Genomic DNA, 23,423 nt, shown 5'->3' on the forward strand with positions numbered 1-23,423 from the left:
TCAAGGCCTGCCAGAATGTATAAATACGACCAGTACGACCAGGCGATCGTCGATGCCCGCGTCGACGAATTCCGCGATCAGGTCGAACGCCGCCTCTCCGGGCAGCTGACCGAGGACCAGTTCAAGCCGCTGCGCCTGATGAACGGCCTGTATCTCCAGCTACACGCCTATATGCTGCGCGTCGCCATTCCATACGGCACGCTCGACAGCCGGCAGATGCGGATGCTGGGCAGCATCGCGCGCGACTACGATCGCGGCTACGGCCATTTCACCACGCGGCAGAACCTGCAGTTCAACTGGATCAAGCTCGCCGACACGCCCGACATCCTCGCCAAGCTGGCGACGGTCGAGATGCATGCGATCCAGACCAGCGGCAATTGCATCCGCAACATTAGCGCCGATCAATATGCCGGGGCCGCCGCGGACGAGGTCGCCGATCCGCGCCCCTGGGCCGAGCTGATCCGCCAGTGGAGCACCTTCCACCCCGAATTCAGCTATCTGCCACGCAAGTTCAAGATCGCGGTCATCGCCGCGGACGAGGACCGCGCCGCGATGCGCCTGCACGACATCGGCATCCAGCTGCTCGAGCGGGACGGCGAGCTGGGCGGGGCGATCTACGTCGGCGGCGGCATGGGCCGCACCCCGATGATAAGCCATCTGATCCGCGACTTCGTCACTGCGGACGACCTGATGAGCTATCTCGAGGCCGCGTTGCGCGTCTACAATCGCTACGGCCGCCGCGACAACATCTACAAGGCGCGGATCAAGATCCTGCTGCACGAGATCGGCCCCGACGAATATCGCCGGCAGGTCGAGGAGGAATTCCTCGCGGTGAAGCAGCTCGGGCTCGATCCGCCGCGCGCCGAGCTGGAGCGGATCACCGCGATGTTCGCGCCCCCGGCCTTCGCGCCGGACGCGGCGGCCGAGCTCGACCGCAGCGATCCCGACTTCGCGGTCTGGCTCGACCAGAATGTCGTCGCGCACAAGCAGGCCGGCTATGCGATCGTCAACATCAGCCTGAAACCCGCGGGCGGCATCCCCGGCGACGCGAGCGCCGACCAGATCGACCTGATGGCCGATCTCGGGGCACGCTATTCGTTCGACGAACTGCGCGTCACCCACGCGCAGAACATCGTGCTGCCGCACGTCGCGATCCGCGACCTCAAGGCGGTGTGGAGCGCGCTGGCGGAGGCGGGGCTGGCGGAGGCGAACCTCGACCTCATCACCGACATCATCGCCTGCCCCGGCCTCGATTATTGCAGCCTCGCCAACGCCCGCTCGATCCCGCTGGCGCAGAAGATCGCGGCGCGCTTCGCCGATCGCGACCGCCAGCGCGATCTCGGCGAGCTGAAGCTCAAGATCAGCGGCTGCATCAACGCCTGCGGCCATCATCATGCCGGGCACATCGGCATCCTCGGCGTCGACAAGAAGGGCACCGAAAACTACCAGCTGTCGCTCGGCGGTTCGGGGGCGGAGGACGTCAGCCTCGCCAAGATCACCGGCCCCGGCTTTTCCGAGGACGGCGTCGTCGACGCGATCGAGCGGGTGACCGACACCTATGTCGCGGTCCGTACCAAGGGCGAGCGCTTCCTCGACACCTATCGCCGGGTCGGCTTCGAACCGTTCAAGGAGGCGATCTATGGTTGATGCCCTGCTGCGCTTCCGCGACGACGAGCCGCATGACGAACCGGCGGTGACGCTCGACGCCTTCCTGGGCCAGAGCAATGCCACCGCCGTCCGTCTGGAGGCGGGAGAGGATGCGCGTGCGCTGCTGCCGCAGCTCGGCCAGCTGGCGCTGGTCGAGGTCAGTTTCCCGACGTTCCGCGACGGTCGCGGCTACAGCGCCGCGCGCGTGCTGCGCGAGGCGGGCTATAGCGGCGAATTGCGCGCGGCGGGCGATGTGCTGGTCGACCAGTTACCGCTGATGCGCCGCTGCGGCTTCGACAGTTTCGCACCCGAAGCCCCGATCGACGGCGCGGCGCTGCAACGCAGCCTCGATCGCTACGATTATCGTTATCAGGCCGCTGCGGACGCGACCGTACCCGTCTGGAAATTACGCCATGGCTAGCCGCGCGCTCGACACGATCGACATCACCCCTCCGTTCACCACCGCCGATGCGGCGGCGATGCAGATCCGCTTCGCCGGCGTCGCCGCGGCGGACATGCTGCGCGAATTGCTCACCGGCGAACTCGCCGGACGCATTGCCTCGGTGTCGTCCTATGGCGCCGAATCGGCTGTGCTGCTGCACATGGTGGCGCAGATCGACAAGGATATTCCGGTCATCTTCACCAATACCCAGAAGATGTTCGGCGAAACACTTGCCTATCGGGACGAGCTGTCCGAGCGGCTGGGGCTGACCGACCTGCGCGTCTTTCGCCCCGACCCGCGCCTGCTGGCGATGAAGGATGCGACCGGCATGCGCTGGTCCTACGATCCCGACGGCTGCTGCGAGATGCGCAAGGTCGAACCGCTCCGCCGCGCGCTGGCGCCGTTCGACGCGTGGATTTCGGGGCGCAAGGGCTTCCAGGCCGGCACCCGCACCGCGCTGCCGCGGTTCGAGGAGGACGAAGGCCGGCTGAAGATCAATCCGCTCGCGGACTGGTCGAAGACGCAGCTCGACGGCTATTTCGAGGAACACGACCTGCCGCGTCATCCGCTGGAGGCGCAGGGCTATCTCTCGATCGGCTGCGCGCCCTGCACCAGCAAGGTCAAACCGGGGGAAGACCCCCGCGCCGGTCGCTGGCGCGGCTGGGACAAGGTGGAATGCGGCATCCACGTCTCGGCCCTGCCCGGGGACGATCCGGTCTTCTGACGCCAACCGGCTGTCCTAGCGCTCGGTCAGGCGCGGCATCAGTTCGACGAAGTTGCAGGGACGGTGCCGGCTGTCGAGCTGGTCCTTGAGGATACCGTCCCAGCCGTCCTTCACCGCCCCGGTCGAGCCGGGCAGCGCGAAGATATAGGTGCCGCGCGCGACGCAGGCGCAGGCGCGGGACTGGACGGTCGAGGTGCCGATCTTGGCATAGCTGAGATAGCGGAACAGCTCGCCGAAGCCGGGGATCATCTTGGTCGCGACGCGCTCGACCGCTTCGGGGGTGACGTCGCGGCCGGTGACGCCGGTGCCGCCGGTGGTGATGATGCAATCCACCGTCTCGTCGTCGATCCAGCGGTGGAGCTGCGCGACGATCGCGTCGGTGTCGTCGCGCAGGATGACGCGATCAGCGAGCATGTGTCCCGCTTCGGTCAGGCGTGCGATCAGCGTGTCGCCGGAACGGTCCTCCGCAAACCCGCGGGTGTCACTCACCGTTAAAACGGCGATGTTGACGGGGCGGAACGACAGATTGGTGTCGATCGGCATAGGGTCAGCCCACCGAGCGCAGTTGCGAGGCGACGCGGTCGAGCGCGACGTCGCTGATGCCGGGGATCGCCTGGATCGTCTCGACCAGCTCCATGTCGAGCAGGAAGTCGCGGCCGAGCAATACCGTCGCCTCGCCGTCGTTGCCGACGGGAATGCGCGCGCGCACCTCGCCACGGGCGCCGCGGTGATGGGCGAGCAGCGCGGACAGCGCCTCGAAGCCGGCGGCATGCGCGACCTTCGCCTCGATCGTGAAGCGGGCGATCGAGGCCAATGATTCGAACGGCTGGATGCGCTTGATCGAGACGCGCGGGGTTTCCTCGCCCGGCCGGCGATCGAGTTCGACGGTGATGAGACCGCAGCCGCCGCAGCGCGCGGCATCCTCCAGCTCGGCCGCGACCGAATCGTCGAAGCAGGTGGCGATGAACTGGCCGCTGGCGTCGGAGACGGTCGCCATCATGTAGCGCTTGCCGCGCGCGGAGGTGCGCCAGCGCGCATCCTCGACCAGCACCGCCATCGTCGCACCGGCGCGCGTGCCGTCCTCAGGGATGCGCAGTTCGGTCAGCGCGGTGAACTGCCGCGCGCCGTGCATCTTGGCGAGATGGGCATGCCGATCGACCGGGTGCGCGGAGAAGTAGAAGCCGAACGCCTCCTTCTCCTGCTCCATCGCGTCGGCCATCGACCAGCGCGCCGACGCCGGCAGCTTGATCGCGTCGCCGGCGACGTCCTCGGCACCGAACAGGCCGTGCTGGCCGCTGGTCTTGCCCTCATGCGTACGGGCGGCGACCGCGAGGATCGTCTCGGCGACGGCGTGGATGCCGGCGCGGTTGGCGTCGAAACAGTCGAAGGTGCCGCTGGCGGCAAGCGTTTCGAGCTGGCGCTTGTTGATGAGCCGCGGATCGACGCGGGTGGCGAGGTCGTCGATATTTTTGAACGGACCGTTGGCGCTGCGTTCGACGACGAGGCGTTCCATCGCCCCCTCGCCGACCGATTTCAGCGCCGCGAGCGCGTAGCGGACCGCGAGCCCGTCCGGCGTTTCCTCGACGTCGAACTCGGCGTCGCTCTTGTTGATGTCGGGGCCGCAGATGGTGACGCCCAGCCGCCGCATGTCGTCGACGAAGATGCAGAGCTTGTCGGTCTGCGCCATATCGTAGCACATCGACGCGGCGTAGAATTCCTCCGGATGATGCGCCTTCAGCCAGGCAGTCTGGTACGCCAGCAGCGCATAGGCGGCGGCGTGGCTCTTGTTGAAGCCGTAGCCGGCGAACTTGTCGATCAAGTCGAACAGCTCGTTGGCCTTCGCCTTGGGGATCTGGTTCACCTTCGCGCAGCCCTCGACGAAGATCGCGCGTTGCGCGTCCATCTCCGCCTTGATCTTCTTGCCCATCGCGCGGCGCAGCAGGTCGGCGCCGCCGAGCGAGAAGCCCGCCAGGATCTGCGCGGCCTGCATCACCTGTTCCTGGTAAACGAAGATGCCGTAGGTTTCGGCGAGGATCGGTTCGAGCGCCGCATGCGGGTAGACGATCGGCTCCGTCCCCTGCTTGCGGCGGCCGAAGCTCGGAATATTGTCCATCGGGCCGGGGCGATAGAGCGAGACGAGCGCGATGATGTCGCCGAAATTGGTCGGACGGACGGCGCTGAGCGTGCGCCTCATCCCCTCCGATTCCAGCTGGAAGACGCCGACGGTGTCGCCCTTCTGGAGCAGTTTGTAGACCGCCTCATCGTCCCACAGCAGCGCATCGAGGTCGACGGAAATCCCCCGCTTCGCAAGCAGTTGCACGGCCTTCTTGAGAACGGACAGCGTCTTCAGGCCGAGGAAGTCGAACTTTACCAGCCCGGCGCCCTCGACATATTTCATGTCGAACTGGGTGACGGGCATGTCCGAGCGCGGGTCGCGATAGAGCGGCACCAGCTGCGCGAGCGGGCGGTCGCCGATCACCACGCCCGCAGCGTGGGTGGACGAATGGCGCGGCAGCCCTTCGAGCTTGGTCGCGAGGTCGAGCAGGCGGCGGACCTGATTGTCGTTGGAATATTCCTTGGCGAGCTCCGGCACGCCGTTCAGCGCGCGCTTGAGGTCCCAGGGATCGGTCGGGTGATTGGGCACCAGCTTCGCAAGGCGATCGACCTGGCCGTAGCTCATCTGCAGCACGCGGCCGGTGTCCTTGAGCACCGCGCGCGCCTTGAGCTTACCGAAGGTGATGATCTGCGCGACCTGATCGCGGCCGTATTTCTCCTGCACGTAGCGAATGACCTCGCCACGCCGGGTTTCGCAGAAATCGATGTCGAAGTCGGGCATCGACACGCGTTCCGGGTTGAGGAAGCGTTCGAACAGCAGGCCGAGCTTGATCGGATCGAGATCGGTGATCGTGAGCGCCCAGGCGACGACCGAGCCGGCGCCCGAACCGCGGCCCGGGCCCACCGGAATGTCGTGATCCTTCGCCCATTTGATGAAGTCGCCGACGATCAGGAAATAGCCGGGGAAGCCCATCTGGACGATGACGTCGACCTCGAACGCAAGGCGCTTGCGATAGACCTCGCGCCAGTCCGGATCGTCCGCCGGCTGCGTGCCGAGCTGTTCGATCCGGTCGAGCCGTGCCTCCAGCCCGGCCGCCGCCTCGGCGCGCAGCATCGCCGCCTCGCCCTCGCGGTCGCCGGCGAGGCTGGGCAGGATCGGTTTGCGATAGGGCGCCATCACCGCACAGCGCTGCGCGACGACGAGCGTATTCTCGATCGCTTCGGGCAGGTCGGCGAACAGCGCGCGCATCGTCTCGGCGGGCTTGAGCCACGCATCGGGGCAGGAGCGGATACGATCGACGCTTTCGACATAGGTCGAATGCGCGATGCACAGCATGGCGTCATGCGCGTCGAGGAAGGCGCTGTCGGAGAAGCAGCAGGGATTGGTCGCGACCAGCGGCAGATCGCGGGCATAGGCGAAGTCGATCAGCGCCTGTTCGGCGGCCTCCTCGATCGCGTCGCTGCGCCGGGCGAGCTCGATGTAGAGACGGTCGGGGAAGAGCGCCTGCAACCGATCCAGATAGTGCGCGGCACGATCAGGCTGGTCCTCGTGAATCAGCCGCGCGAGTGCGCCCTCCCCCCCTGCGGTGAGGGCGATCAGGCCGTCGGTGCGACCCTCGAGCGCAGCGAAATCGACATGCGCGGCCAGCTCGATCGGGCGATCGAGATGCGCGCGGCTGACCAGCGCGCACAGATTGTCGTAGCCGGTCGCATCCTGCGCATAGAGCGCGATCCAGTCGAGCGGGGCGGCGACGCCGTCGGGCATCCCCGGCCGCGCGACGCAGAGCATCGTGCCGATCACCGGCTGCACGCCGTCCTTCTTCGCCGCGTCCGAGAAGGCCATCGCCGCATAGAGGCCGTTGCGATCGGTCAGCCCGGCGGCGGGAAAGCGCATCGCCCTGGCCTGTTTGGCGATCGCCTTGGGCTCGATCGCCCCGTCGAGCATCGTGTAGGACGAGAAAATGCGGAGCGGCACGAAACCGGAATGAGCCATCCGTGCGTGTTACCGCACATGCAATGATTCGAACAGGGCGGGGGCAGGAACCGGTCGTGGATAACTCCGTTACGGTCGCTCAACGGAGGAGCATGTTCATGGACGACCGCGCATCGATCGATCCCCGCGCCGCGCCGGCGGCGGGCGCCGGATGGGGCTGGATATTGGGCTATGGCGTGTTGTCCGTCGTGCTGGGCGTGCTCGCCTTCCTCAATCCCTTCGCGGCGACCTATGCGGCGACGCTGGTGATCGGCGCCTTCTTCATCGCCGCGGGGCTGGTGTCGATCGCCGCCGGTTTCGCGGGCAAGGGCCATGAGGGACGCAGCTATGCGATCGGCTTCGGCCTGCTGTCGCTGGTGGTCGGACTGCTGATGGCGTTCAACCCGGTATCGGGCGCGCTGTCGCTAACGCTGATGGTCGCGGTGTGGCTGGGTGTGCGCGGCGCGCTGGAGATCGGACTGGGCATGCGCTTCAAGCGCGGACGCGGCCTGATGATCGCGCTGGGCGTGGTGAACCTGCTGCTGGCGATCTACGTGTTCGCGACGCTGCCGGGGTCGGCACTGACACTGCCCGGGTTCATTCTGGGGATCAGCTTCGTCTTCGGCGGGGTGACGTCGGTGGCGGCGGCGCTGAACCACCGGAAGGGCGCAGCGGCCTTTGCCGCGCCGGCCCTGTAGGCAGCTCGCCTATAGCAGCGCCTCGATGTCCGCTGACAATTGCTCGGGTCTGGTCGTCGGGGCGTAGCGGTGGACCACCTTGCCGGCGCGGTTGACGAGGAACTTGGTAAAGTTCCACTTGATCGCCTTCGACCCCAGCACGCCCGGCGCGTCGCTCTTCAGGCGTTCGAAGAGCGGATCGGCCCCTGCCCCGTTGACGTCGACCTTGGCGAAGACGGGGAAGGTCACGTCATAGGTCAGCGAACAGAAATTCGCGATCTCCGCCGCGTCGCCGGGTTCCTGCGCGCCGAACTGGTTGCAGGGGAAGGCCAGCACCGCGAAGCCACGATCGGCATAGCGGCGGTGCAGCCCCTCCAGCCCCTCATATTGCGGGGTAAAGCCGCATTTCGAGGCGGTGTTGACGATCAGCACCACCTGCCCCGCGTAGCGATCGAGCGGCACGGCGGTGCCGTCGGCGCCCCTGACGGTGAAATCGGCGATCATGTGTGCCTCGCGAGCAGGAAGTGCAGATTCTGGCGGACGCCCGGCCATTCGCGGTCGAGGATCGAATAGACGACGCTGTCGCGCAACCGGCCGTCGACGATCTGATGGCCGCGCAGCACGCCGTCCCGCTTCGCGCCGAGGCGTTCGATCGCGGCCTGGCTGCGCCGGTTGAGCGCATCGGTGCGGATCTGGACGCACTGGCAGCCGAGCACGTTGAACGCATGGGTGAGCAGCAGCAGCTTGGCTTCGGTATTGACCCCGGTGCGCTGGACCGCCTTCGCATAGAAGGTGCCGCCCAGTTCGAGCCGGCGATGGCCCTCGCTCATCCGCATGTAGCGGGTGGTGCCGACGACCTGCCCGGCGGGATCGCAGACCGCGAACAGGCGGGCACGGCCATAGTCCTGTTGCTGGAAGGCGGCGTCGAACCAGTGGTCCGCGTCCTTCAGCTGAGAGACGTTGGCATAGAAGGTGTCCCACAGGTCGCCCGCCGACGCGACCGCGACGAGCGCATCCCGGTCGGTGCGCGCCAGCGGGCGGAGCGTGACGTGGCGACCGGTGAGGGTCGGCGTCTCGCCCCAGGCGCTCACGACAGCACGCCTTCGTGGAGGCGCATGACGCGGTCCATCTTCTGCGCCAGCCGTTCGTTATGGGTGGCGATCAGCGCCGCCGAGCCCTCGCCGCGGACGAGGCGGAGGAATTCGGCGAGCACGATGTCGGCGGTATGTTCGTCGAGATTGCCGGTCGGTTCGTCCGCCAGCACCAGCGCGGGCCGGTTGGCGAGCGCGCGGGCGACGGCGACGCGCTGCTGCTCGCCGCCCGACAGCTGGCTCGGCCGGTGGGTCAGGCGATGGCCGAGGCCGAGCGCGGTCAGCAGCGCCACCGCGCGATCGTCGGCGGGCTTGCGCTCGGCGCCATGGACGAGCTGCGGCAGCACGACATTCTCGGTCGCGTTGAAGTCCGGCAGCAGATGGTGGAACTGGTAGACGAAGCCGAGATGGTCGCGGCGCATGATCGTGCGTCCATGCGCGTCGAGCTTCGCCGCTTCGGTGCCGGCGATGCGGATCGAGCCCTGAAAGCCGCCCTCGAGCAGGCCGACCGCCTGGAGCAGCGTCGACTTGCCCGACCCGGACGGGCCGACCAGTGCGACGATCTCGCCCGGTGCGACCGCGAGGTCGACGCCGCGCAGGACGTGGATCGTCTCCCCGCCCTGGGTGAAGCTGCGGGTGAGGCTGGTGGTCTGGAGGACCGCGACCGGGGCGGCGGCGATGTCATTCATAACGCAGCACCTGCACCGGATCGGTGCTCGCCGCCTTCCACGCCGGGTAGAGCGTGGCGAGGAAGCTGAACACCAGCGCCATCAGCGCGATGATGACGATCTCGACCGGGTCGGTCTTCGACGGCAATTCGGTGAGATAGCGGATCGACGGGTCCCACAGATTCTGCCCGGTGATGAGCTGGACGAGGTTCACGACCGCCTGCCGGTAGAAGAGGAAGATGAAGCCGAGCACGAGGCCGGCGAGCGTGCCAAGTGCGCCGATCGTCGTGCCGACGACCATGAAGATGCGCATCAGCCCGCCGCGCGTAGCGCCCATCGTCCGCAGGATCGCGATGTCGCGCGTCTTGGCGCGGACCAGCATGATGAGCGAGGAGAGGATGTTGAACACCGCGACGAGGATGATGATCGACAGCACGGTGAACATCGCGACGCGCTCTACCTCCAGCGCCTGGAACAGCTGCGCGTTCATGCTGCGCCAGTCGGCGATCACGGCATTGCCGCCGAGCGTGTCGGCGAGCGGCGCGAGTATCGGCCCGACCCGGTCGGCATCGGTCGTCTGCAATTCGATCATGCCGACGCTGTCGCCGAGCAGCAGCAGCGTCTGCGCGTCCTGCAACGGCATCAGCACATAGGCCTTGTCGTAATCGTAGAGCCCGATCTCGAAGATCGCGCCGACCTTGTAGCTGACGATGCGCGGCACGGTGCCGAACGGCGTCGTCTGCCCCTGCGGACTGAACAGCGAGACGTCGCTGCCGACCTGCGCGCCGAGCGCCTCCGCCAGCCGCGAGCCGAGCGCGATCTGGCCGTTGCCGGCGCGGATGCCGGAGAGCGATCCCATGATGAGCTTGCCGCCGATCATCCGGCGGACGTCGGCATCGGCGAGGCCGCGGACCAGCACCGCCTCGGCCCGGCCGTTGTAGGTGGCGGCGAGCGGCTGTTCCACCATCGGCACCGCCGAGGTGACGCCGGGCGTGCGCCGCGCCTCCGCGACGATCTCGCGCCAGTCGGGCAGGCGGCCGCCCGCGCTCTGGATGACGGCATGGCCGTTCAGCCCGACGATCTTGTCGAACAGTTCGGCGCGGAAGCCGTTCATCACGCTCATCACGATGACGAGCGCGGCGACGCCGAGCATCACCGCGACGAGGCTGATGGACGCGACCAGGAAGATGAACGCCTCTCCCTTGCCCGGGAGCAGGTAGCGCCGGGCGATCATCCGTTCGTAGCGTGAGAGGATCATGGGCCGAGGCTCTAGGAGAGGCCGGGGCGACACGCAACAAATGTTGCGGATTCGACACAGGGTTCCGCCAATCGAAAACCGCACCCCATATTGACGGTGACAAAGCCGGTGCGGCTGCCTAGCAAACACTCATCTGAGACACAGGCAACGGCCGTGGTTCGGGGAAGAGCGGAACGACAATGCAGCGAAATACGCGCGTGTCGGGATGCGACCTAAGGGGGCTGACGGGTTTCTCGTCACGCAGGCGCCCGGATCGGAAACGGTCCGGGCGTTTGCCGTTCTGGCGGCCCGCAGACTGCCCGCAAAAAGCGCCGGGCAGAGGGAGGGAGCTTCCATTTCGCGCCCGCTGTCCGGCAATTCCGTCTATCGCAGATCAATCCTGAACGGCACGATAACGTGGCGATCGTGTTGCCCCCTCCCGGTCATCCTGCCCAACCGGCAGGGATGACGGGGCGGCGGCGCGGCGTCAGAAGCTCTTCGACAGCGTGATGCCATAGGTGCGCGGATCGCCGACGTTGCCGGCGATCAGGCCGGTGTTGCCGGGGGTCGTCGCCAGCACTTCGTAATATTCGGTGTCGAAGACGTTGCGGACCCAGCCGAAGGCGTTGAACCCTGCGTCGGTGCGGAACCCGAACCGCGCGTTGGTCAGCGTATAGCCGCCGATATCGGTATAGATGGAGCGCGAGGCATTGGACGAGAACTTAGTCCGCGAGCTGGCATCGATGCCGAGATAGACCTCGCCATCCTGCCCGAACACCTTCGTCGGCAGATTGTATTCGCCGCCATAGGAGAAGGCGAATTTCGAGATGCCCGGCATCCACTGGCCCGAGATGTCGCAGACGATCGGGCTGTTGGTGCCCGGCTGGCCCGGCGCGCCGATCGTCGGATTGGCCGCGATCGGCGTGCCGCCGCCCGACAGTTCCGGCGGGCACGGCGCGTTCTTGAAGTCGAGGTAGCGCGCGTCGCTGAACGCACCGTTGGTGTAGAGCGTGAACCGCTCGCTCGGCCGGATCGAGAAGTCGGCCTCGATCCCCCGCACCCGCACCTTGCCCGCATTGGCGAGATAGCCGCGCAGCGTCGAGGTCGAGCTGTTGTTCACCACCGCCTGATAGTCGCGGATCTCGGTCCAATAGGCGGTGACGTTGAGCGTCGCCTTGCGATCCCAGAATTGCGACTTGGCGCCGAGTTCGAAATGGTCGACCTTTTCGGGCGCGATCTGCGCCAGCTGCGTCTGCACGACGCCGTTGACGACCGGCACGCCGTTGAGGTTCAGACCGCCCGATTTGAACGTGTGCGCGTAGGTGGCGTAGACCAGCACGTCGCGGGCCGGCTTGTACGAACCGGTGATGTCGTAGGTAACGTTCCACGCGCGATACGCCTCGTCGTTGAACGCCTGCGGCTGGATCGCGTCGCGCTGCGCCGCCTGCCGCGCGGTGCCGCCGCTATAGGGGACGAGATTGCCCTGCGCGTCGCGGACGATGCTGACGTAGCTGCCGACCTTGTCGTCATAGTTGAGCCGCACGCCCGGCGACAGGGTGAAGCGGTCGTCGATCTTCCAGTTGAGCTTGCCGAACACCGCGCCCGAAAAGTTCTTGAGGCGGATGTCGTTCGCCGCGGTCAGCCCGTCGAGGACCGAGGGATCGTTCGCCAGCAGGGGCGATCCCGGAACGCTCGTGTCGCGGGTCGACGGGTTGATGAGCCAGCGGCTCGCCGCCCTGCCCTGCCGCTGCGTGCCGGTGGTATGGATGTCCTGATAGAAGCCGAACAGGCCGATGACATAGTCGAGCTTGGTCCCGCCGCCGGCATAGCGGAATTCCTGCGTATACTGGCTCTGGTGCGTCGGATTCTGCGACAGCGTCGTGATCGGCAGGCCGGTGAAGTCGCGATCGTTGGCGGGCAGCCAGTCCCAGAAGCGGAAGGCGCTGACCGAGGTCAGCGTGCCCGAGCCGAGCTTGTATTCGCCGCGCAGCGACAGCCCGCCGAGGATGTTGCGCGCGTTGAGCGAGGCGTCGAGGTCGGTCAGCCGGTCGAAGGCGTCGCGGCTGGGCGGTTCGTAATTGAGCGCGCGCGCGAGCGCGTCGAACTGGCGGTTGAGCGGCCGCTGCGTCGCGCCGACGCGGACGAAGATCTGCGCGCAGCACACGGGGTTCTGGCGGCTGTAGTCGCCCGACAGCGTGAAGCTGAGATCGGGCGAGGCATTCCACAGGATCGCGGTGCGCAGACCGATATTGTCCTGACTGTTGACATACTGGCTGGTCGCGACATTGCGGACGGTGCCGCGGCGGCCGGTGGTGGTGAGCCCCAGCCGGATCGCAATATCGTCGGTCAGCGGACCGGACACCGACGCCTTCGCCTGCTTGAATTCGAGATTGCCGAGGCTGACCTCGGCGCGGCCGTCGAAGGTGAAGCTGGGCGGCTTGCTGGTGATGTTGATCGCTCCGGCGACCGTGTTTTTGCCGTACAGCGTCCCCTGCGGCCCGCGCAGCGTCTCGATCTGCTGGACGTCGAGGAAATCGAGCGTCGCGACCGCGACCCGGCTGAGATAGACCTGGTCGATATAGACGCCTACACCCTGGTCGATCCCGTCGTTGGTCAGGCCCAGCGGCGCGCCCAAGCCGCGGATGTTGACCGAGGAATTGCGCGGATTGGTCGAATAGAATTGCAGCGTCGGCTGCAATTGCTGGAGCCGCGCGACGTTGAAGCTGCCGGTGCTGTCGAGCTCCTTCACCCCCACGACCGAGATCGGGATGGGTACGTTCTGCACCGACTCTGCGCGGCGGCGAGCGGTGACGACGATGTCGCCGGCAACCGAACTGCGCTGGATCGCCGCTTCAGGCGGCAGGGGTGCCGGTTCGTCGGCCTGCACCTCGATCGCCTGTGCGGGAACGGCCTGGGCCGGTGACGACGGCAAGGGCGGCGGCGTGGACTGGGCGGCCGATGCCTGACCGGCGAGTAGAAAGGCTAGAGTCCACGACATGCAATGCTCCCTGAGGTTCTTTTGCCGCTAAACTCTACTGTTCCGGGGGATGTTCAATGCGGCCCAAGCTTGGGCGTGGCAAAGCGGGGCTTCGGCACCGTAAAATTCCGCGCCCATGCCTCTTGAAGCCGGATCGGCACCAACCAGATAGGTAAAGCGCGGCGCCGATGACGGGCCGTGCACCGGCATCGCACAGACGTGGATGCCGTCGTTCAACTCGCTTCCTTTGGAGGATTTGACATGCGACTCGACCTGACCCCCTATCGCCGCTCGACCATCGGTTTCGACCGTCTGTTCGACATGCTGGAAAGCAACGCACGCGCCGCGACGGCGGAGAATTACCCGCCCTTCAACCTCGAACGCCTCGCCGAGGATCGCTATCGCATCACGCTGGCGGTGGCCGGCTTCGCGCGCGACGAGATCGAGATCACCGCGCAGCAGAATTTGCTGCTCGTCGCCGGGCGGAAGGACGACAAGGCGACCGGCGCGCAGTTCCTGCACGTCGGCATCGCCAACCGCAGCTTCGAACGCCGGTTCGAGCTCGCCGATTTCGTGTTCGTGCAGGACGCACGGATGAACGACGGCCTGCTGGTGATCGACTTGGTCCGCGAGGTGCCCGAGGCGATGAAGCCCAAGAGCATCGCGATTAAGACCGGCGCGCCGCTGGCCGCGGTCGAGGACAAGGCGGACGTGGCCGAAGCCGCGTAACCCCTTTTCCGAAGCCCTCTCCCCCACCGGGAGAGGGCTTTTATCGTCAGACCAGCCGGCTCTTCGTCAGCGCGGCCTGAATGAAGCTGGCGAACAGCGGGTGCGGGTCGAAAGGCTTGCTCTTGAGTTCCGGATGGAACTGCACCCCCACGAACCAGGGGTGATCGGGCCGTTCGACGATTTCGGGCAGGGTGCCGTCGGGCGACATGCCGCTGAACACCAGACCGCCCTGTTCCAGCGCGTCCTTATAGCCGGTGTTGACCTCGTAGCGGTGGCGGTGACGCTCGTGGATCGTCGTGCCGCCGTAGATCGAGGCGACGACGCTGTTGCCATCGAGCGCGGCTTCATAGGCACCGAGGCGCATCGTACCGCCCATGTCGCCCTGTTCCTCGCGCTTCTCCAGCCCGTCGCGGCCCATCCATTCGGTGATGAGGCCGACGACCGGCTCATCGGTCGGGCCGAATTCGGTGGAGGAGGCGTTGGCGATGCCGGCGAGGTCGCGTGCGCCCTCGACGCAGGCCATCTGCATGCCGAAGCAGATGCCGAAATAGGGGATCTCGCGCTCGCGGGCGAATTTCACCGACTTGATCTTGCCCTCCGCGCCGCGCTCGCCGAACGCGCCCGGGACGAGGATCGCGTCGCAGGGTTCGAGCTGGCTGACGATCTCCGAATCGTCGTTCTCGAAGATTTCGGCGTCGATCCAGCGGACGTTGACCTTCACGCGGTTGGCGATGCCGCCATGGACCAGCGCCTCGTTGAGCGACTTGTAGGCGTCCTGCAGGCCGACGTACTTGCCGACGACGCCGACGGTCACCTCACCCTCCGGATTGGTCAGGCGGTCCATGATGTCGGTCCAGCGCGACAGGTCTGGCGCCGACGACGGGGTGATGCCGAAGGCGCGCAGCACCTCCGAATCGAGGCCCTCGCCGTGATATTGCAGCGGCACCGCATAGATGCTCTTCGCATCGAGCGCCGGGATGACCGCGCTTTCCGGCACGTTGCAGAACAGGGCGATCTTGGCGCGCTCCGACGGCGGCAGCGGATGTTCGCAGCGGCAGACGAGCACGTCGGGCTGCACGCCCAATGCGGCGAGTTCGCGCACCGAATGCTGCGTCGGCTTGGTCTTCAGCTCGCCGGCGGCGGCGATATAGGGGACCAGGGTGACGTGGATGCTGATCGCATTGCCGCGACCGACCTCGTTCTTGAGCTGGCGGATCGCCTCGATGAACGGCAGCGATTCGATGTCGCCGACGGTGCCGCCGATCTCGCACAGCACGAAATCGAGGTCGTCGGTTTCGGCGCGGGCGAAGGCCTTGATCGCGTCGGTGACGTGCGGGATCACCTGCACCGTCGCGCCGAGATAGTCGCCGCGGCGTTCGCGCTCGATGATCGTCTTGTAGATGCGGCCCGAGGTGACGTTGTCCGACTGGCGCGAGGCGACGCCGGTGAACCGCTCGTAATGGCCGAGGTCGAGGTCCGTCTCCGCGCCATCGTCGGTGACGTAGACCTCGCCGTGCTGATACGGGCTCATCGTGCCGGGATCGACGTTGAGATAGGGATCGAACTTGCGAATCCGGACGCGGTAACCGCGTGCCTGAAGCAAAGCTGCGAGAGAGGCCGCCATGAGGCCTTTGCCGAGCGACGAGACCACGCCGCCGGTGATGAAGATGTACCGCGCCATGGGAGAAATCGCCTAGCGTGTTAAAGGGTCGAACGACAAGAGCGCGCGGGGGCTACCCGCGCGCGATTCACGATGAACGGTGGGTCGGCCTAGCGCTGCAGCGGCACCGCGCCGTTGTCGGCGGGGGCGTTCGGCACGGCATCCTGCGCCGGCGCGAGCGGCGCCGCGGCGGGGGCCGCCGGGGGCGTGCGGGCGAGCGAGGTGTCGATCGTCTGCGTCTGGCGGCTCGCCGCGATGAACGCGAGCGCGATCGACATGCAGACGAAGACCGTCGCCAGCACCGAGGTGGCGCGGGTGAGGAAATCCGCCGCGCCGCGGGCCGACATCAGGCCGGACGGGCTGCCGCCCATGCCGAGGCCACCACCCTCCGACCGCTGCATCAGGATCACCGTCACGAGCGCGGCGGCGATGATGGCATGTACGACGAGAAGGAAGGTGAACATCTACGGTCCCGAATTTCGGATGAAGGCGCGCACATAGGCGAGGGATGTCCGGCGATCAACCTTGGCGGGCCGGGGAGCTTCGGACCCGCCCCGTACGCCCGCTGCCGTACTAATTGGCCAAAGCCGTTCATTTGACGGAAACCTGCGGGGTGCGGGGGCGTTATGACCGCGAAACAAAGCCCCGAAATCGGTGCAGAAACGGATATTTGATCGTGGGTACAGCCGCGCAATCGCTTGCGACCTGGATGACCGCGCTGGTCGATTACGTGCGGTCGGGAGAACCCGACCTGACCAATCGCCAGATGGCGCTTCTCCTGCTCGTCTATCTCAATCCCGGCCCGCATACCGTGCGTGGCCTGGCCCGGGCGCTGAACGTCTCGAAGCCCGTCGTCACGCGCGCCTTGAACAGGCTGGGTGCGCTCGGCTATCTGCGCCGGCAACGCGACGACAGCGACAAGCGCAATATCTTCGTCGCGCGTACTTCCGAAGGGGCAGAGTTTCTTGAAGAGTTCGGGCAATTCCTTGGCGAAGGCGACGCACGATCGCACCAGCCAGCCCTCGCGTAGGGCCTTCGCCCTCACCGGCCCCTCGGTCACGCTCGACCCCCGAACGCATGCGGTGCGCGGCGATCTCGCTGACGTTCGCCTTGCGGAACAGGTGTTTGCGCCACATTACGCAGCGCCGCTGAAGGCCAGGGCGTTGCACGCCATATCGCTGTTCTCGGATCGCAATCTCAGCGAGCCGCTGGCCGAGCTGCCGGCGGGCGCCGCCTTCGAGGTGCTCGAACTGGCCGGCCGCCACGCCTGGGGGCTTGCGATCCGCGCCAATCTGGTCGGCTATGTCGACCGGACCGCCCTCGACAAGGTATCGGATTTCGATTCGTGAGCGTCACCATATTCATCGACGGTGCGGTCGGCACCACCGGCATCGATATCCGCGACCGGTTGGCCGGACGCAGCGACCTGACCGTCGTCACGCTCGACGACGACCGGCGCAAGGATACGGCGGCGCGGGCCGAGGCGCTCAACGATGCCGATATCGCGATCCTCTGCCTGCCCGACGATGCCGCACGCGAGGCGGTGGCACTGGTCGAGCGCGGCACCACCCGCATCATCGACGCCTCCTCCGCGCACCGCGTCGCGCCGGGTTGGACCTATGGGTTCCCGGAACTGCGGGCGGGTCAGGCGCAGGCGATCGCCGATGCCCGGTTCGTGTCCAACCCCGGCTGCTATCCCACCGCCTTCCTCGCGCTGGTCGCGCCGCTGGTCCGCGCCGGACTGGTCCCGGCCGACTGGCCGCTGACCTATAACGCCACGTCGGGCTATTCGGGCGGCGGCAAGGCGATGATTGCCGAATTCGAGGGCGGTGGCACCGACACCGCATTTCGCATCTACGCGCTCTCGCTCGCGCACAAGCATCTGCCCGAGATGCGCGCCCATGCCGGTCTGGCGCATCCGCCGATCTTCGCGCCGGCGGTGGCGCGGCTCAATCGCGGCATGCTCGGCGAGGTACCGCTCCCGCTAAAGCAATTGCCGGGCAGCCCGAGTATCGCGCAGGTCGAGGACGTGCTCACCGCCGCCTATGCCGACAGCGCGCTCGTCTCCGTCGCGTCCGGCGGTGCCGCGGCGGTGGAGATCGAGGAGAATGCCGGCACCGACCGGATGACCCTGCGCGTCTGCGGCAACGCCGACAGCGGCCACGTCCGGCTCGTCGCGACGCTCGACAATCTCGGTAAGGGCGCCGGCGGTGCCGCCGTGCAGAACCTCAACATCCTGGCCGGGCTCGATCCGCTCGCCGGCCTCATCCTGTAAACGCAAAGGATCGTCATGCAGCGCAATCCCGTCGGCAAGCTGCTCCTGTTCGGAGCCACAGGTGACCTCGCCAAGCGCATGTTGTTGCCCTCGCTCTACGGCCTCCACGCCGACGGGCTGCTGCCGGAAGGACTGACGATCACCGGGTCGGCGCGCGGCGACATGGACGACGATGGCTATCGCGACGTCGTCAAGAACGCGCTCGACGAGTTCCTGCCCGACGACCGCAAGGACGAGAGCGCGCTCGGCACGTTCATGCAGCGCATCCAGTTCCAGCCGGCCGACCTGTCCGACCCCGACAGCTTCCAGCCGCTGGCCGAGAAGATCGGCGATATTTCGGGCGGCCTCGCCATCTATCTGTCGACCGCGCCGTCGCTGTTCGAATCGGCGGTGCAGGGGCTGGAGAAGGTCGGGCTGACCGGGCCGTCGGTGCGTATCGCGCTCGAAAAGCCGCTCGGCTACGATTTAGCGTCGAGCAAGGAGATCAACGACACGGTGGCCTCCGCTTTCCCCGAGGAGCGGACGTTCCGCATCGACCATTATCTCGGCAAGGAGACGGTGCAGAACATCCTCGCGCTGCGCTTCGGCAATTCGATGTTTGAGCCGATCTGGAACGCGCAGGGGATCGACAACGTCCAGATCACGATCGCCGAGACGGTCGGGCTGGAGGATCGCGCCGGTTATTACGAGGGCGCGGGCGCGCTGCGCGACATGGTCGCCAACCATATGCTCCAGCTGGTCGCGCTGATCGCGATGGAGCCGCCCGCGCTGTACGACGGCACCGCGATCCGCGACGAAAAGGCCAAGGTGTTCCGCAGCCTGCGGACCATCTCTCCCGAGGCGGTGCCGCAATGCACCGTCACCGGCCAGTATGAAGAGGGCGCGGTCGGCGGCAAGGTCGTCAAAGGCTATGACGACGAACTGGGCTATGACAGCGACGTCGAAACGTTCGTCGCGATCAAGGCGCATATCGACAATTGGCGCTGGCAGGGCGTTCCCTTCTACCTGCGCACCGGCAAGCGCATGGCGAAGCGGCGCAGCGAGATCGCGATCCAGTTCAAGCCGGTGCCGCATTCGATGTTCCGCGGCCGCGGCGGGGTGCTCCAGCCGAACACGCTGGTGATCCGGTTGCAACCGGAGGAATATATCCAGCTGCTGGTGATGACCAAGGAGCCCGGGCTCGATCGCGAGGGGCTGCGCCTGCGCGAGGTGCCGCTCAACCTCAGCCTCGATGCCGAATTCGCGGGATCGCGCCGTCGCATCGCCTATGAGCGGCTGCTGCTCGACCTGATCGAGGGCGACCAGACCCTGTTCGTGCGCCGCGACGAGGTCGAGGCGCAATGGACGTGGATCGACGCGATCCGCGCCGGCTGGGACGCGAACCAGACCAAGCCGAAACATTATTCGGCCGGCACATGGGGCCCCGCGGGCGCGATCGCGCTGACCGAGCGCGACGGAGTGACCTGGCAGGACGATTGATCGTCCTGGCCGCCGGCCCCGCAGGGTTCGGCGCACGTTCGCCCGTTTTATCGCACGATTATGTCCCTCATACGTATGCGGGACGACTTACCTTGCGCGCCGCTCCGGGCTATCGGGGGCGCGCCGACCACGAAAAGGCTTTACGATGACCGAGATCGAATGGTGGGAGTATGACGATTCCGCCGAGCTGGCCGATGCGGTCGCCGGCGATATCCAGTTCGTCATCGAAAGCGCGATCGACGCGCGCGGCTCTGCCGTCGTCGCGCTGGCGGGCGGCAAGACCCCCTTCCCCGCCTATGAGAAGCTCGCCAAGGCGAAGCTCGACTGGAAGCGGGTGACGATCGTGCCGGGCGACGAGCGGATCGTGCCGCTGGGCGATCCGCTGTCGAACGTGACGCAGCTCGGCAAATTGTTCATCCCCAAGGGTGCGCGCGTCATTCCGATCGTCCCCAAGCAGACCGAGGATTACAAGTCCGCCGGCCGCTCCGCCGATGCGCTGATGCAGGACCTGCACTGGCCGCTCGACCTCTGCCTGCTCGGCGTCGGCGGTGACGGCCATACCGCCTCGATCTTCCCGGGCCCCGATTTCGACGAGGCGCTGAACGGCCCGAAGGAACGCCGGATGCTGGGCGTGATGCCCGATCCGCTGCCGCCCGAGGCGCCGGTCGCGCGCGTCACGCTGTCGCGGCAGGGCATCGTCACCGCCCGCGCGCTGATGATCGCGGTCACCGGCAAGGACAAGCGCACGGTGATCGAGCAGGCAATCGATCAGGGGCCGTCGTCGCCCTATCCGATCGGCCGCGTGCTCGCCGATGCGGAGCTGCCCGTCGATATCCACTGGGCGCCCTAAGCCGCCCGTCACGCCCCTCCCCAGGACCCGCGCCATGAACTCCGAAGTCTCTGCCGTCACCGACCGTATCATCGCGCGATCGAAGGACAGCCGCGCCGCCTATCTGGCGCTGATCGATCGCGAGCGGGAGAATGGCGCGCGGCGGCCGCAGCTCGGTTGTGCCAATCTCGCGCATGCCTATGCCGGGACCGAGGAGGATCGCGACACGCTGCGTGCCGATACCGGCATGAACATCGGCATCGTCACCGCCTACAATGACATGCTGAGCGCGCATGCCGTCTATTACCGCTATCCCGAGCTGATGAAGGTCTGGGCGCGGGAGGTCGGCGCGACGGCACAGGTCGCGGGCGGCGTGCCGGCGATGTGCGACGGGGTGACGCAGGGCTATCCCGGCATGGAGCTGTCGCTGTTCAGCCGCGACACGATCGCGCTGTCGACCGCCATCGCGCTCAGCCACGGCACGTTCGAGGGCGCGGCGCTGCTCGGCATCTGCGACAAGATCGTGCCGGGCCTGCTGATGGGCGCGCTGCGCTTCGGCCACCTGCCGATGGTGCTGATCCCCGGCGGCCCGATGCCGTCGGGTCTCGCCAACAAGGCGAAGGCCGCGGTGCGCGAGGCCTATGCCGAAGGGAAAGCGGGCCGCGAGGAGCTGCTCGACGCCGAGATCCAGGCCTATCACGGCAAGGGCACCTGCACCTTCTACGGCACCGCCAACACCAACCAGATGATGATGGAGGTGATGGGCCTGCACATGCCCGGCGCGGCCTTCGTCAATCCCGGCACCAAGCTGCGGCAGGAGCTGACGCGCGCGGCGGTGCATCGTCTCGCCGGCATGGGCTGGCGTGGCGAGGACTATCGTCCGATCGGTCATTGCGTCGATGAAAAGGCGATCGTGAATGCCGCGGTCGGCCTGCTCGCCACCGGCGGATCGACCAACCACCTGCTGCACGTCCCCGCCATCGCGCGTGCGGCGGGAATCGTCATCGACTGGGAGGATTTCGATCGCCTCAGCCGCGCGGTGCCGCTGATCGCGCGCGTCTATCCCAACGGATCGGCCGACGTGAACGCGTTCGAGGCGGCGGGCGGCATGCCCTTCGTCGTCCGGGAATTGCTGTCGGCGGGACTGCTGCATGGCGACATCACCACGGTCACCGGCGACAGCCTGTCGGCCTATGCCGACAAGCCGGTGATCGCCGACGACAAGCTGACCTGGGAGCCGGTCGGCGACAGCGGCGACACCAGCATCCTGCGCCCCGTCGCCGAGGCCTTCTCGCCCGATGGCGGCATGCGCATCCTCGCCGGCAATATCGGCCGGTCGTGCATCAAGGTGTCCGCGGTCGACCGCGAGCGCTGGGTGATCGAGGCACCGGCGCGCGTCTTCCACGACCAGCTCGACGTGATCGAGGCGTTCAAGCGCGGCGAGCTGGAACGCGACGTCGTCGTCGTCGTCCGCTTCCAGGGGCCGCGCGCCAACGGCATGCCCGAACTCCACAAGCTGACCCCGCCGCTCGGCGTATTGCAGAACCGCGGGTTCAAGGTGGCCCTGGTCACCGACGGCCGCATGTCGGGCGCGAGCGGCAAGGTGCCGTGCGCGATCCATTGTTCGCCCGAGGCGCTCGGCAACGGCGCGATCGGCAAGATCCGCGACGGCGACATCATCCGCGTCGATGCGCTCAACGGCACGCTGGATGCGCTGGTCGATCCGGCGGAATGGCTGGAACGGCCGCTGTGTGACGCCCCCGGCGCGGCGACCGGCATGGGCCGCGAGCTGTTCGGCATGTTCCGCGGACTGGCGGACGAAGCCGAAAAGGGCGCGTCGGGAATGCTGGCCGCGGCGGGGTTGTAGAAGAGTAACCGTCCTCACCCTTCGCCGCCTGCGGCGTCTTTCCCTCTCCCGTCGGGAGAGGGAGGGAGCGGCAAAGCCGCGGAAGGGTGAGGACGGAGCGAGCCTAGGAGAGAAGAATGCAACTCGTCAGCGTCGACATCGGTGGCACGCATGCCCGCTTCGCGATCGCGGAGGTGGAGGACGGCCACGTCGTCTCGCTCGGCGAGCCGGTGACGCTCAAGACCGCCGAGCACGCCAGCCTGCAGACCGCATGGCAGGCGTTCGCCGCGCGGCACGACGGCCCGCTGCCCAAGGCTGCGGCGATCTCCGTCGCCTCGCCGATCACCGGCGACATCATCCGCCTGACCAACAATCCCTGGGTGATCCGCCCGTCGCTGATCCCCGAACGGCTCGGCGCCGACGTCTATACCGTCATCAACGATTTCGGCGCGGTCGGCCATGCCGTCGCGCAGCTGCCGGCCGAGGATTTCGAGCATCTCTGCGGTCCCGACACGCCGCTGCCGGAGCAGGGCGTCACCACCGTCTGCGGGCCCGGCACCGGCCTCGGCGTCGCGCAGGTGTTCAAGACCGGCAGCGGCTATCACGTCCTGCCGACCGAGGGCGGCCATGTCGATTACGCGCCGCTCGACGGGATCGAGGACGCCTTCGTCAAGCGCCTGCGCCGCACCTACACCCGCGTATCGGCCGAGCGGATCTGCTCCGGCCCCGGGATCATCGCGATCTACGAAACACTGGCGGAAATGGAGGGCCGCGCCGTCCCCAGCCGCGACGACAAGACGATCTGGACCGAGGCGATCGAGGGCACCGATTCGATCGCGCTCGCCGCGCTCGACCGCTTCTGCCTCGCGCTCGGCGCCGTCGCCGGCGACCTTGCGCTGGCGCATGGTGCCAAGGCGGTGGTGATCGCCGGCGGCCTCGGCCTCCGGATCAAGGACAAGCTGATCCGTTCGGGCTTCGACCAGCGTTTCCAGGCCAAGGGCCGCTTCCAGACGCTGATGGCGGGCATTCCCGTCAAGCTCATCACCCATCCGCAGCCCGGCCTGTTCGGCGCCGCGGCCGCTTTCGCCCAAGACCATTCGTAAAGGGACATCCGG

Annotated in this window: 21 protein-coding genes; 12 read left to right on the plus strand and 9 right to left on the minus strand. The window is 67.1% G+C overall.

Translation table 11 applies throughout. From position 1 onward, the window contains the following. Positions 1-15: 15 nt before the first annotated feature. From B2515_RS08445 to B2515_RS08455, 3 genes are read left to right on the plus strand one after another with little or no spacing between them, the layout of a single operon-like run. Positions 16-1,647, plus strand: coding sequence for a nitrite/sulfite reductase (locus B2515_RS08445; protein ID WP_293875719.1), 1,632 nt, complete (start codon positions 16-18; stop codon positions 1,645-1,647). Next, the gene (locus B2515_RS08450) at positions 1,640-2,068 is read left to right on the plus strand and encodes a DUF934 domain-containing protein (protein ID WP_293875721.1); all 429 of its coding nucleotides are present in this window, start codon (positions 1,640-1,642) and stop codon (positions 2,066-2,068) included. The genes B2515_RS08445 and B2515_RS08450 overlap by 8 nt, the downstream gene beginning before the upstream one ends. Next, complete coding sequence (locus B2515_RS08455; RefSeq protein ID WP_293875723.1) at positions 2,061-2,813, plus strand: phosphoadenylyl-sulfate reductase; 753 nt, start codon at positions 2,061-2,063, stop codon at positions 2,811-2,813. The genes B2515_RS08450 and B2515_RS08455 overlap by 8 nt, the downstream gene beginning before the upstream one ends. A gap of 15 nt (positions 2,814-2,828) precedes the next feature. Here B2515_RS08455 and moaB read toward each other — a convergent pair whose 3' ends face one another. Both moaB and dnaE read right to left on the minus strand, forming a co-directional pair. Beyond that, complete coding sequence (moaB, locus tag B2515_RS08460; protein ID WP_293875725.1) at positions 2,829-3,356, minus strand: molybdenum cofactor biosynthesis protein B; 528 nt, start codon at positions 3,354-3,356, stop codon at positions 2,829-2,831. 4 nt (positions 3,357-3,360) lie between these two features. Beyond that, a complete protein-coding gene (gene dnaE / locus B2515_RS08465; protein ID WP_293875727.1) occupies positions 3,361-6,861 on the minus strand; it encodes a DNA polymerase III subunit alpha in 3,501 nt (1,166 codons plus the stop codon). Between the two features lie 98 nt (positions 6,862-6,959). Here dnaE and B2515_RS08470 point away from each other — a divergent pair, with 98 nt between their 5' ends. Then, on the plus strand, positions 6,960-7,538 hold the full coding sequence (locus B2515_RS08470) for an HdeD family acid-resistance protein (RefSeq protein WP_293875729.1): 579 nt from the start codon (positions 6,960-6,962) through the stop codon (positions 7,536-7,538). Positions 7,539-7,547: 9 nt separating this feature from the next. Here the strand turns inward: B2515_RS08470 and B2515_RS08475 are convergent, their stop codons facing one another. The 5 genes from B2515_RS08475 to B2515_RS08495 form a co-directional block, all read right to left on the minus strand. Beyond that, positions 7,548-8,021 (minus strand): glutathione peroxidase, encoded by a 474-nt coding sequence (locus B2515_RS08475; protein ID WP_293875731.1) that lies wholly within the window; start codon positions 8,019-8,021, stop codon positions 7,548-7,550. Next, positions 8,018-8,608: a GNAT family N-acetyltransferase gene (locus B2515_RS08480; RefSeq protein WP_293875733.1), complete on the minus strand. Its 591-nt coding sequence runs from the start codon at positions 8,606-8,608 to the stop codon at positions 8,018-8,020. Before B2515_RS08480 ends, B2515_RS08475 begins: the two co-directional genes overlap by 4 nt. Continuing rightward, positions 8,605-9,297 (minus strand): ABC transporter ATP-binding protein, encoded by a 693-nt coding sequence (locus B2515_RS08485; RefSeq protein ID WP_293875735.1) that lies wholly within the window; start codon positions 9,295-9,297, stop codon positions 8,605-8,607. Before B2515_RS08485 ends, B2515_RS08480 begins: the two co-directional genes overlap by 4 nt. Continuing rightward, a complete protein-coding gene (locus B2515_RS08490; protein WP_293875737.1) occupies positions 9,290-10,534 on the minus strand; it encodes a lipoprotein-releasing ABC transporter permease subunit in 1,245 nt (414 codons plus the stop codon). The genes B2515_RS08485 and B2515_RS08490 overlap by 8 nt, the downstream gene beginning before the upstream one ends. A 466-nt stretch (positions 10,535-11,000) precedes the next feature. Continuing rightward, positions 11,001-13,511 carry a TonB-dependent receptor gene (locus tag B2515_RS08495; protein ID WP_293875739.1) on the minus strand — a complete coding sequence of 837 codons (2,511 nt, stop codon included), beginning with the start codon at positions 13,509-13,511 and terminating at the stop codon, positions 11,001-11,003. Between the two features lie 240 nt (positions 13,512-13,751). Between B2515_RS08495 and B2515_RS08500 the strand changes: the two genes are divergently transcribed. Then, positions 13,752-14,219: an Hsp20 family protein gene (locus B2515_RS08500; RefSeq protein ID WP_293875741.1), complete on the plus strand. Its 468-nt coding sequence runs from the start codon at positions 13,752-13,754 to the stop codon at positions 14,217-14,219. Positions 14,220-14,265: 46 nt separating this feature from the next. On the opposite strand, the gene B2515_RS08505 is transcribed toward B2515_RS08500, so the two are convergent. Together B2515_RS08505 and secG are read right to left on the minus strand one after the other, a co-directional pair. Then, positions 14,266-15,900: a CTP synthase gene (locus B2515_RS08505; RefSeq protein ID WP_293875743.1), complete on the minus strand. Its 1,635-nt coding sequence runs from the start codon at positions 15,898-15,900 to the stop codon at positions 14,266-14,268. A gap of 89 nt (positions 15,901-15,989) precedes the next feature. Next, complete coding sequence (gene secG, locus B2515_RS08510) at positions 15,990-16,343, minus strand: preprotein translocase subunit SecG (RefSeq protein ID WP_293875745.1); 354 nt, start codon at positions 16,341-16,343, stop codon at positions 15,990-15,992. Between the two features lie 245 nt (positions 16,344-16,588). Here secG and B2515_RS08515 point away from each other — a divergent pair, with 245 nt between their 5' ends. The 7 genes from B2515_RS08515 (at position 16,589) to glk (ending at position 23,411) form a co-directional block, all read left to right on the plus strand. Then, on the plus strand, positions 16,589-16,909 hold the full coding sequence (locus B2515_RS08515) for a MarR family transcriptional regulator (RefSeq protein WP_293875747.1): 321 nt from the start codon (positions 16,589-16,591) through the stop codon (positions 16,907-16,909). Between the two features lie 133 nt (positions 16,910-17,042). Further along, positions 17,043-17,228, plus strand: a complete 186-nt coding sequence (locus B2515_RS08520) for a hypothetical protein (RefSeq protein ID WP_293875749.1) — start codon at positions 17,043-17,045, stop codon at positions 17,226-17,228. Then, entirely contained in the window at positions 17,225-18,154 is a 930-nt protein-coding gene (argC, locus tag B2515_RS08525; RefSeq protein WP_293875751.1) for an N-acetyl-gamma-glutamyl-phosphate reductase, read from the plus strand. The genes B2515_RS08520 and argC overlap by 4 nt, the downstream gene beginning before the upstream one ends. Before the next feature lie 15 nt (positions 18,155-18,169). Next, positions 18,170-19,633: a glucose-6-phosphate dehydrogenase gene (gene zwf, locus B2515_RS08530; protein WP_293875753.1), complete on the plus strand. Its 1,464-nt coding sequence runs from the start codon at positions 18,170-18,172 to the stop codon at positions 19,631-19,633. 145 nt (positions 19,634-19,778) lie between these two features. Continuing rightward, a complete protein-coding gene (gene pgl / locus B2515_RS08535) occupies positions 19,779-20,483 on the plus strand; it encodes a 6-phosphogluconolactonase (protein WP_293875755.1) in 705 nt (234 codons plus the stop codon). A gap of 34 nt (positions 20,484-20,517) precedes the next feature. Next, positions 20,518-22,329: a phosphogluconate dehydratase gene (edd, locus tag B2515_RS08540; protein WP_293875757.1), complete on the plus strand. Its 1,812-nt coding sequence runs from the start codon at positions 20,518-20,520 to the stop codon at positions 22,327-22,329. A 116-nt stretch (positions 22,330-22,445) separates the two neighbouring features. Continuing rightward, positions 22,446-23,411: a glucokinase gene (gene glk, locus B2515_RS08545; protein ID WP_293875759.1), complete on the plus strand. Its 966-nt coding sequence runs from the start codon at positions 22,446-22,448 to the stop codon at positions 23,409-23,411. The last annotated feature ends 12 nt before the right edge of the window (positions 23,412-23,423 follow it).

Source organism: Sphingomonas sp. UBA978, from assembly GCF_002292295.1.
Classification (GTDB): domain Bacteria; phylum Pseudomonadota; class Alphaproteobacteria; order Sphingomonadales; family Sphingomonadaceae; genus Sphingomonas.

Coding starts and splice junctions, on each gene's coding strand:
- B2515_RS08445 (WP_293875719.1), top strand. CDS start 16: ATGTATAAATACGACCAGTACGACCAGGCGATCGTCGATGCCCGCGTC.
- B2515_RS08450 (WP_293875721.1), top strand. CDS start 1,640: ATGGTTGATGCCCTGCTGCGCTTCCGCGACGACGAGCCGCATGACGAA.
- B2515_RS08455 (WP_293875723.1), top strand. CDS start 2,061: ATGGCTAGCCGCGCGCTCGACACGATCGACATCACCCCTCCGTTCACC.
- moaB (WP_293875725.1), bottom strand. CDS start 3,356: ATGCCGATCGACACCAATCTGTCGTTCCGCCCCGTCAACATCGCCGTT.
- dnaE (WP_293875727.1), bottom strand. CDS start 6,861: ATGGCTCATTCCGGTTTCGTGCCGCTCCGCATTTTCTCGTCCTACACG.
- B2515_RS08470 (WP_293875729.1), top strand. CDS start 6,960: ATGGACGACCGCGCATCGATCGATCCCCGCGCCGCGCCGGCGGCGGGC.
- B2515_RS08475 (WP_293875731.1), bottom strand. CDS start 8,021: ATGATCGCCGATTTCACCGTCAGGGGCGCCGACGGCACCGCCGTGCCG.
- B2515_RS08485 (WP_293875735.1), bottom strand. CDS start 9,297: ATGAATGACATCGCCGCCGCCCCGGTCGCGGTCCTCCAGACCACCAGC.
- B2515_RS08490 (WP_293875737.1), bottom strand. CDS start 10,534: ATGATCCTCTCACGCTACGAACGGATGATCGCCCGGCGCTACCTGCTC.
- B2515_RS08495 (WP_293875739.1), bottom strand. CDS start 13,511: ATGTCGTGGACTCTAGCCTTTCTACTCGCCGGTCAGGCATCGGCCGCC.
- B2515_RS08500 (WP_293875741.1), top strand. CDS start 13,752: ATGCGACTCGACCTGACCCCCTATCGCCGCTCGACCATCGGTTTCGAC.
- B2515_RS08505 (WP_293875743.1), bottom strand. CDS start 15,900: ATGGCGCGGTACATCTTCATCACCGGCGGCGTGGTCTCGTCGCTCGGC.
- secG (WP_293875745.1), bottom strand. CDS start 16,343: ATGTTCACCTTCCTTCTCGTCGTACATGCCATCATCGCCGCCGCGCTC.
- B2515_RS08515 (WP_293875747.1), top strand. CDS start 16,589: ATGACCGCGCTGGTCGATTACGTGCGGTCGGGAGAACCCGACCTGACC.
- zwf (WP_293875753.1), top strand. CDS start 18,170: ATGCAGCGCAATCCCGTCGGCAAGCTGCTCCTGTTCGGAGCCACAGGT.
- pgl (WP_293875755.1), top strand. CDS start 19,779: ATGACCGAGATCGAATGGTGGGAGTATGACGATTCCGCCGAGCTGGCC.
- edd (WP_293875757.1), top strand. CDS start 20,518: ATGAACTCCGAAGTCTCTGCCGTCACCGACCGTATCATCGCGCGATCG.
- glk (WP_293875759.1), top strand. CDS start 22,446: ATGCAACTCGTCAGCGTCGACATCGGTGGCACGCATGCCCGCTTCGCG.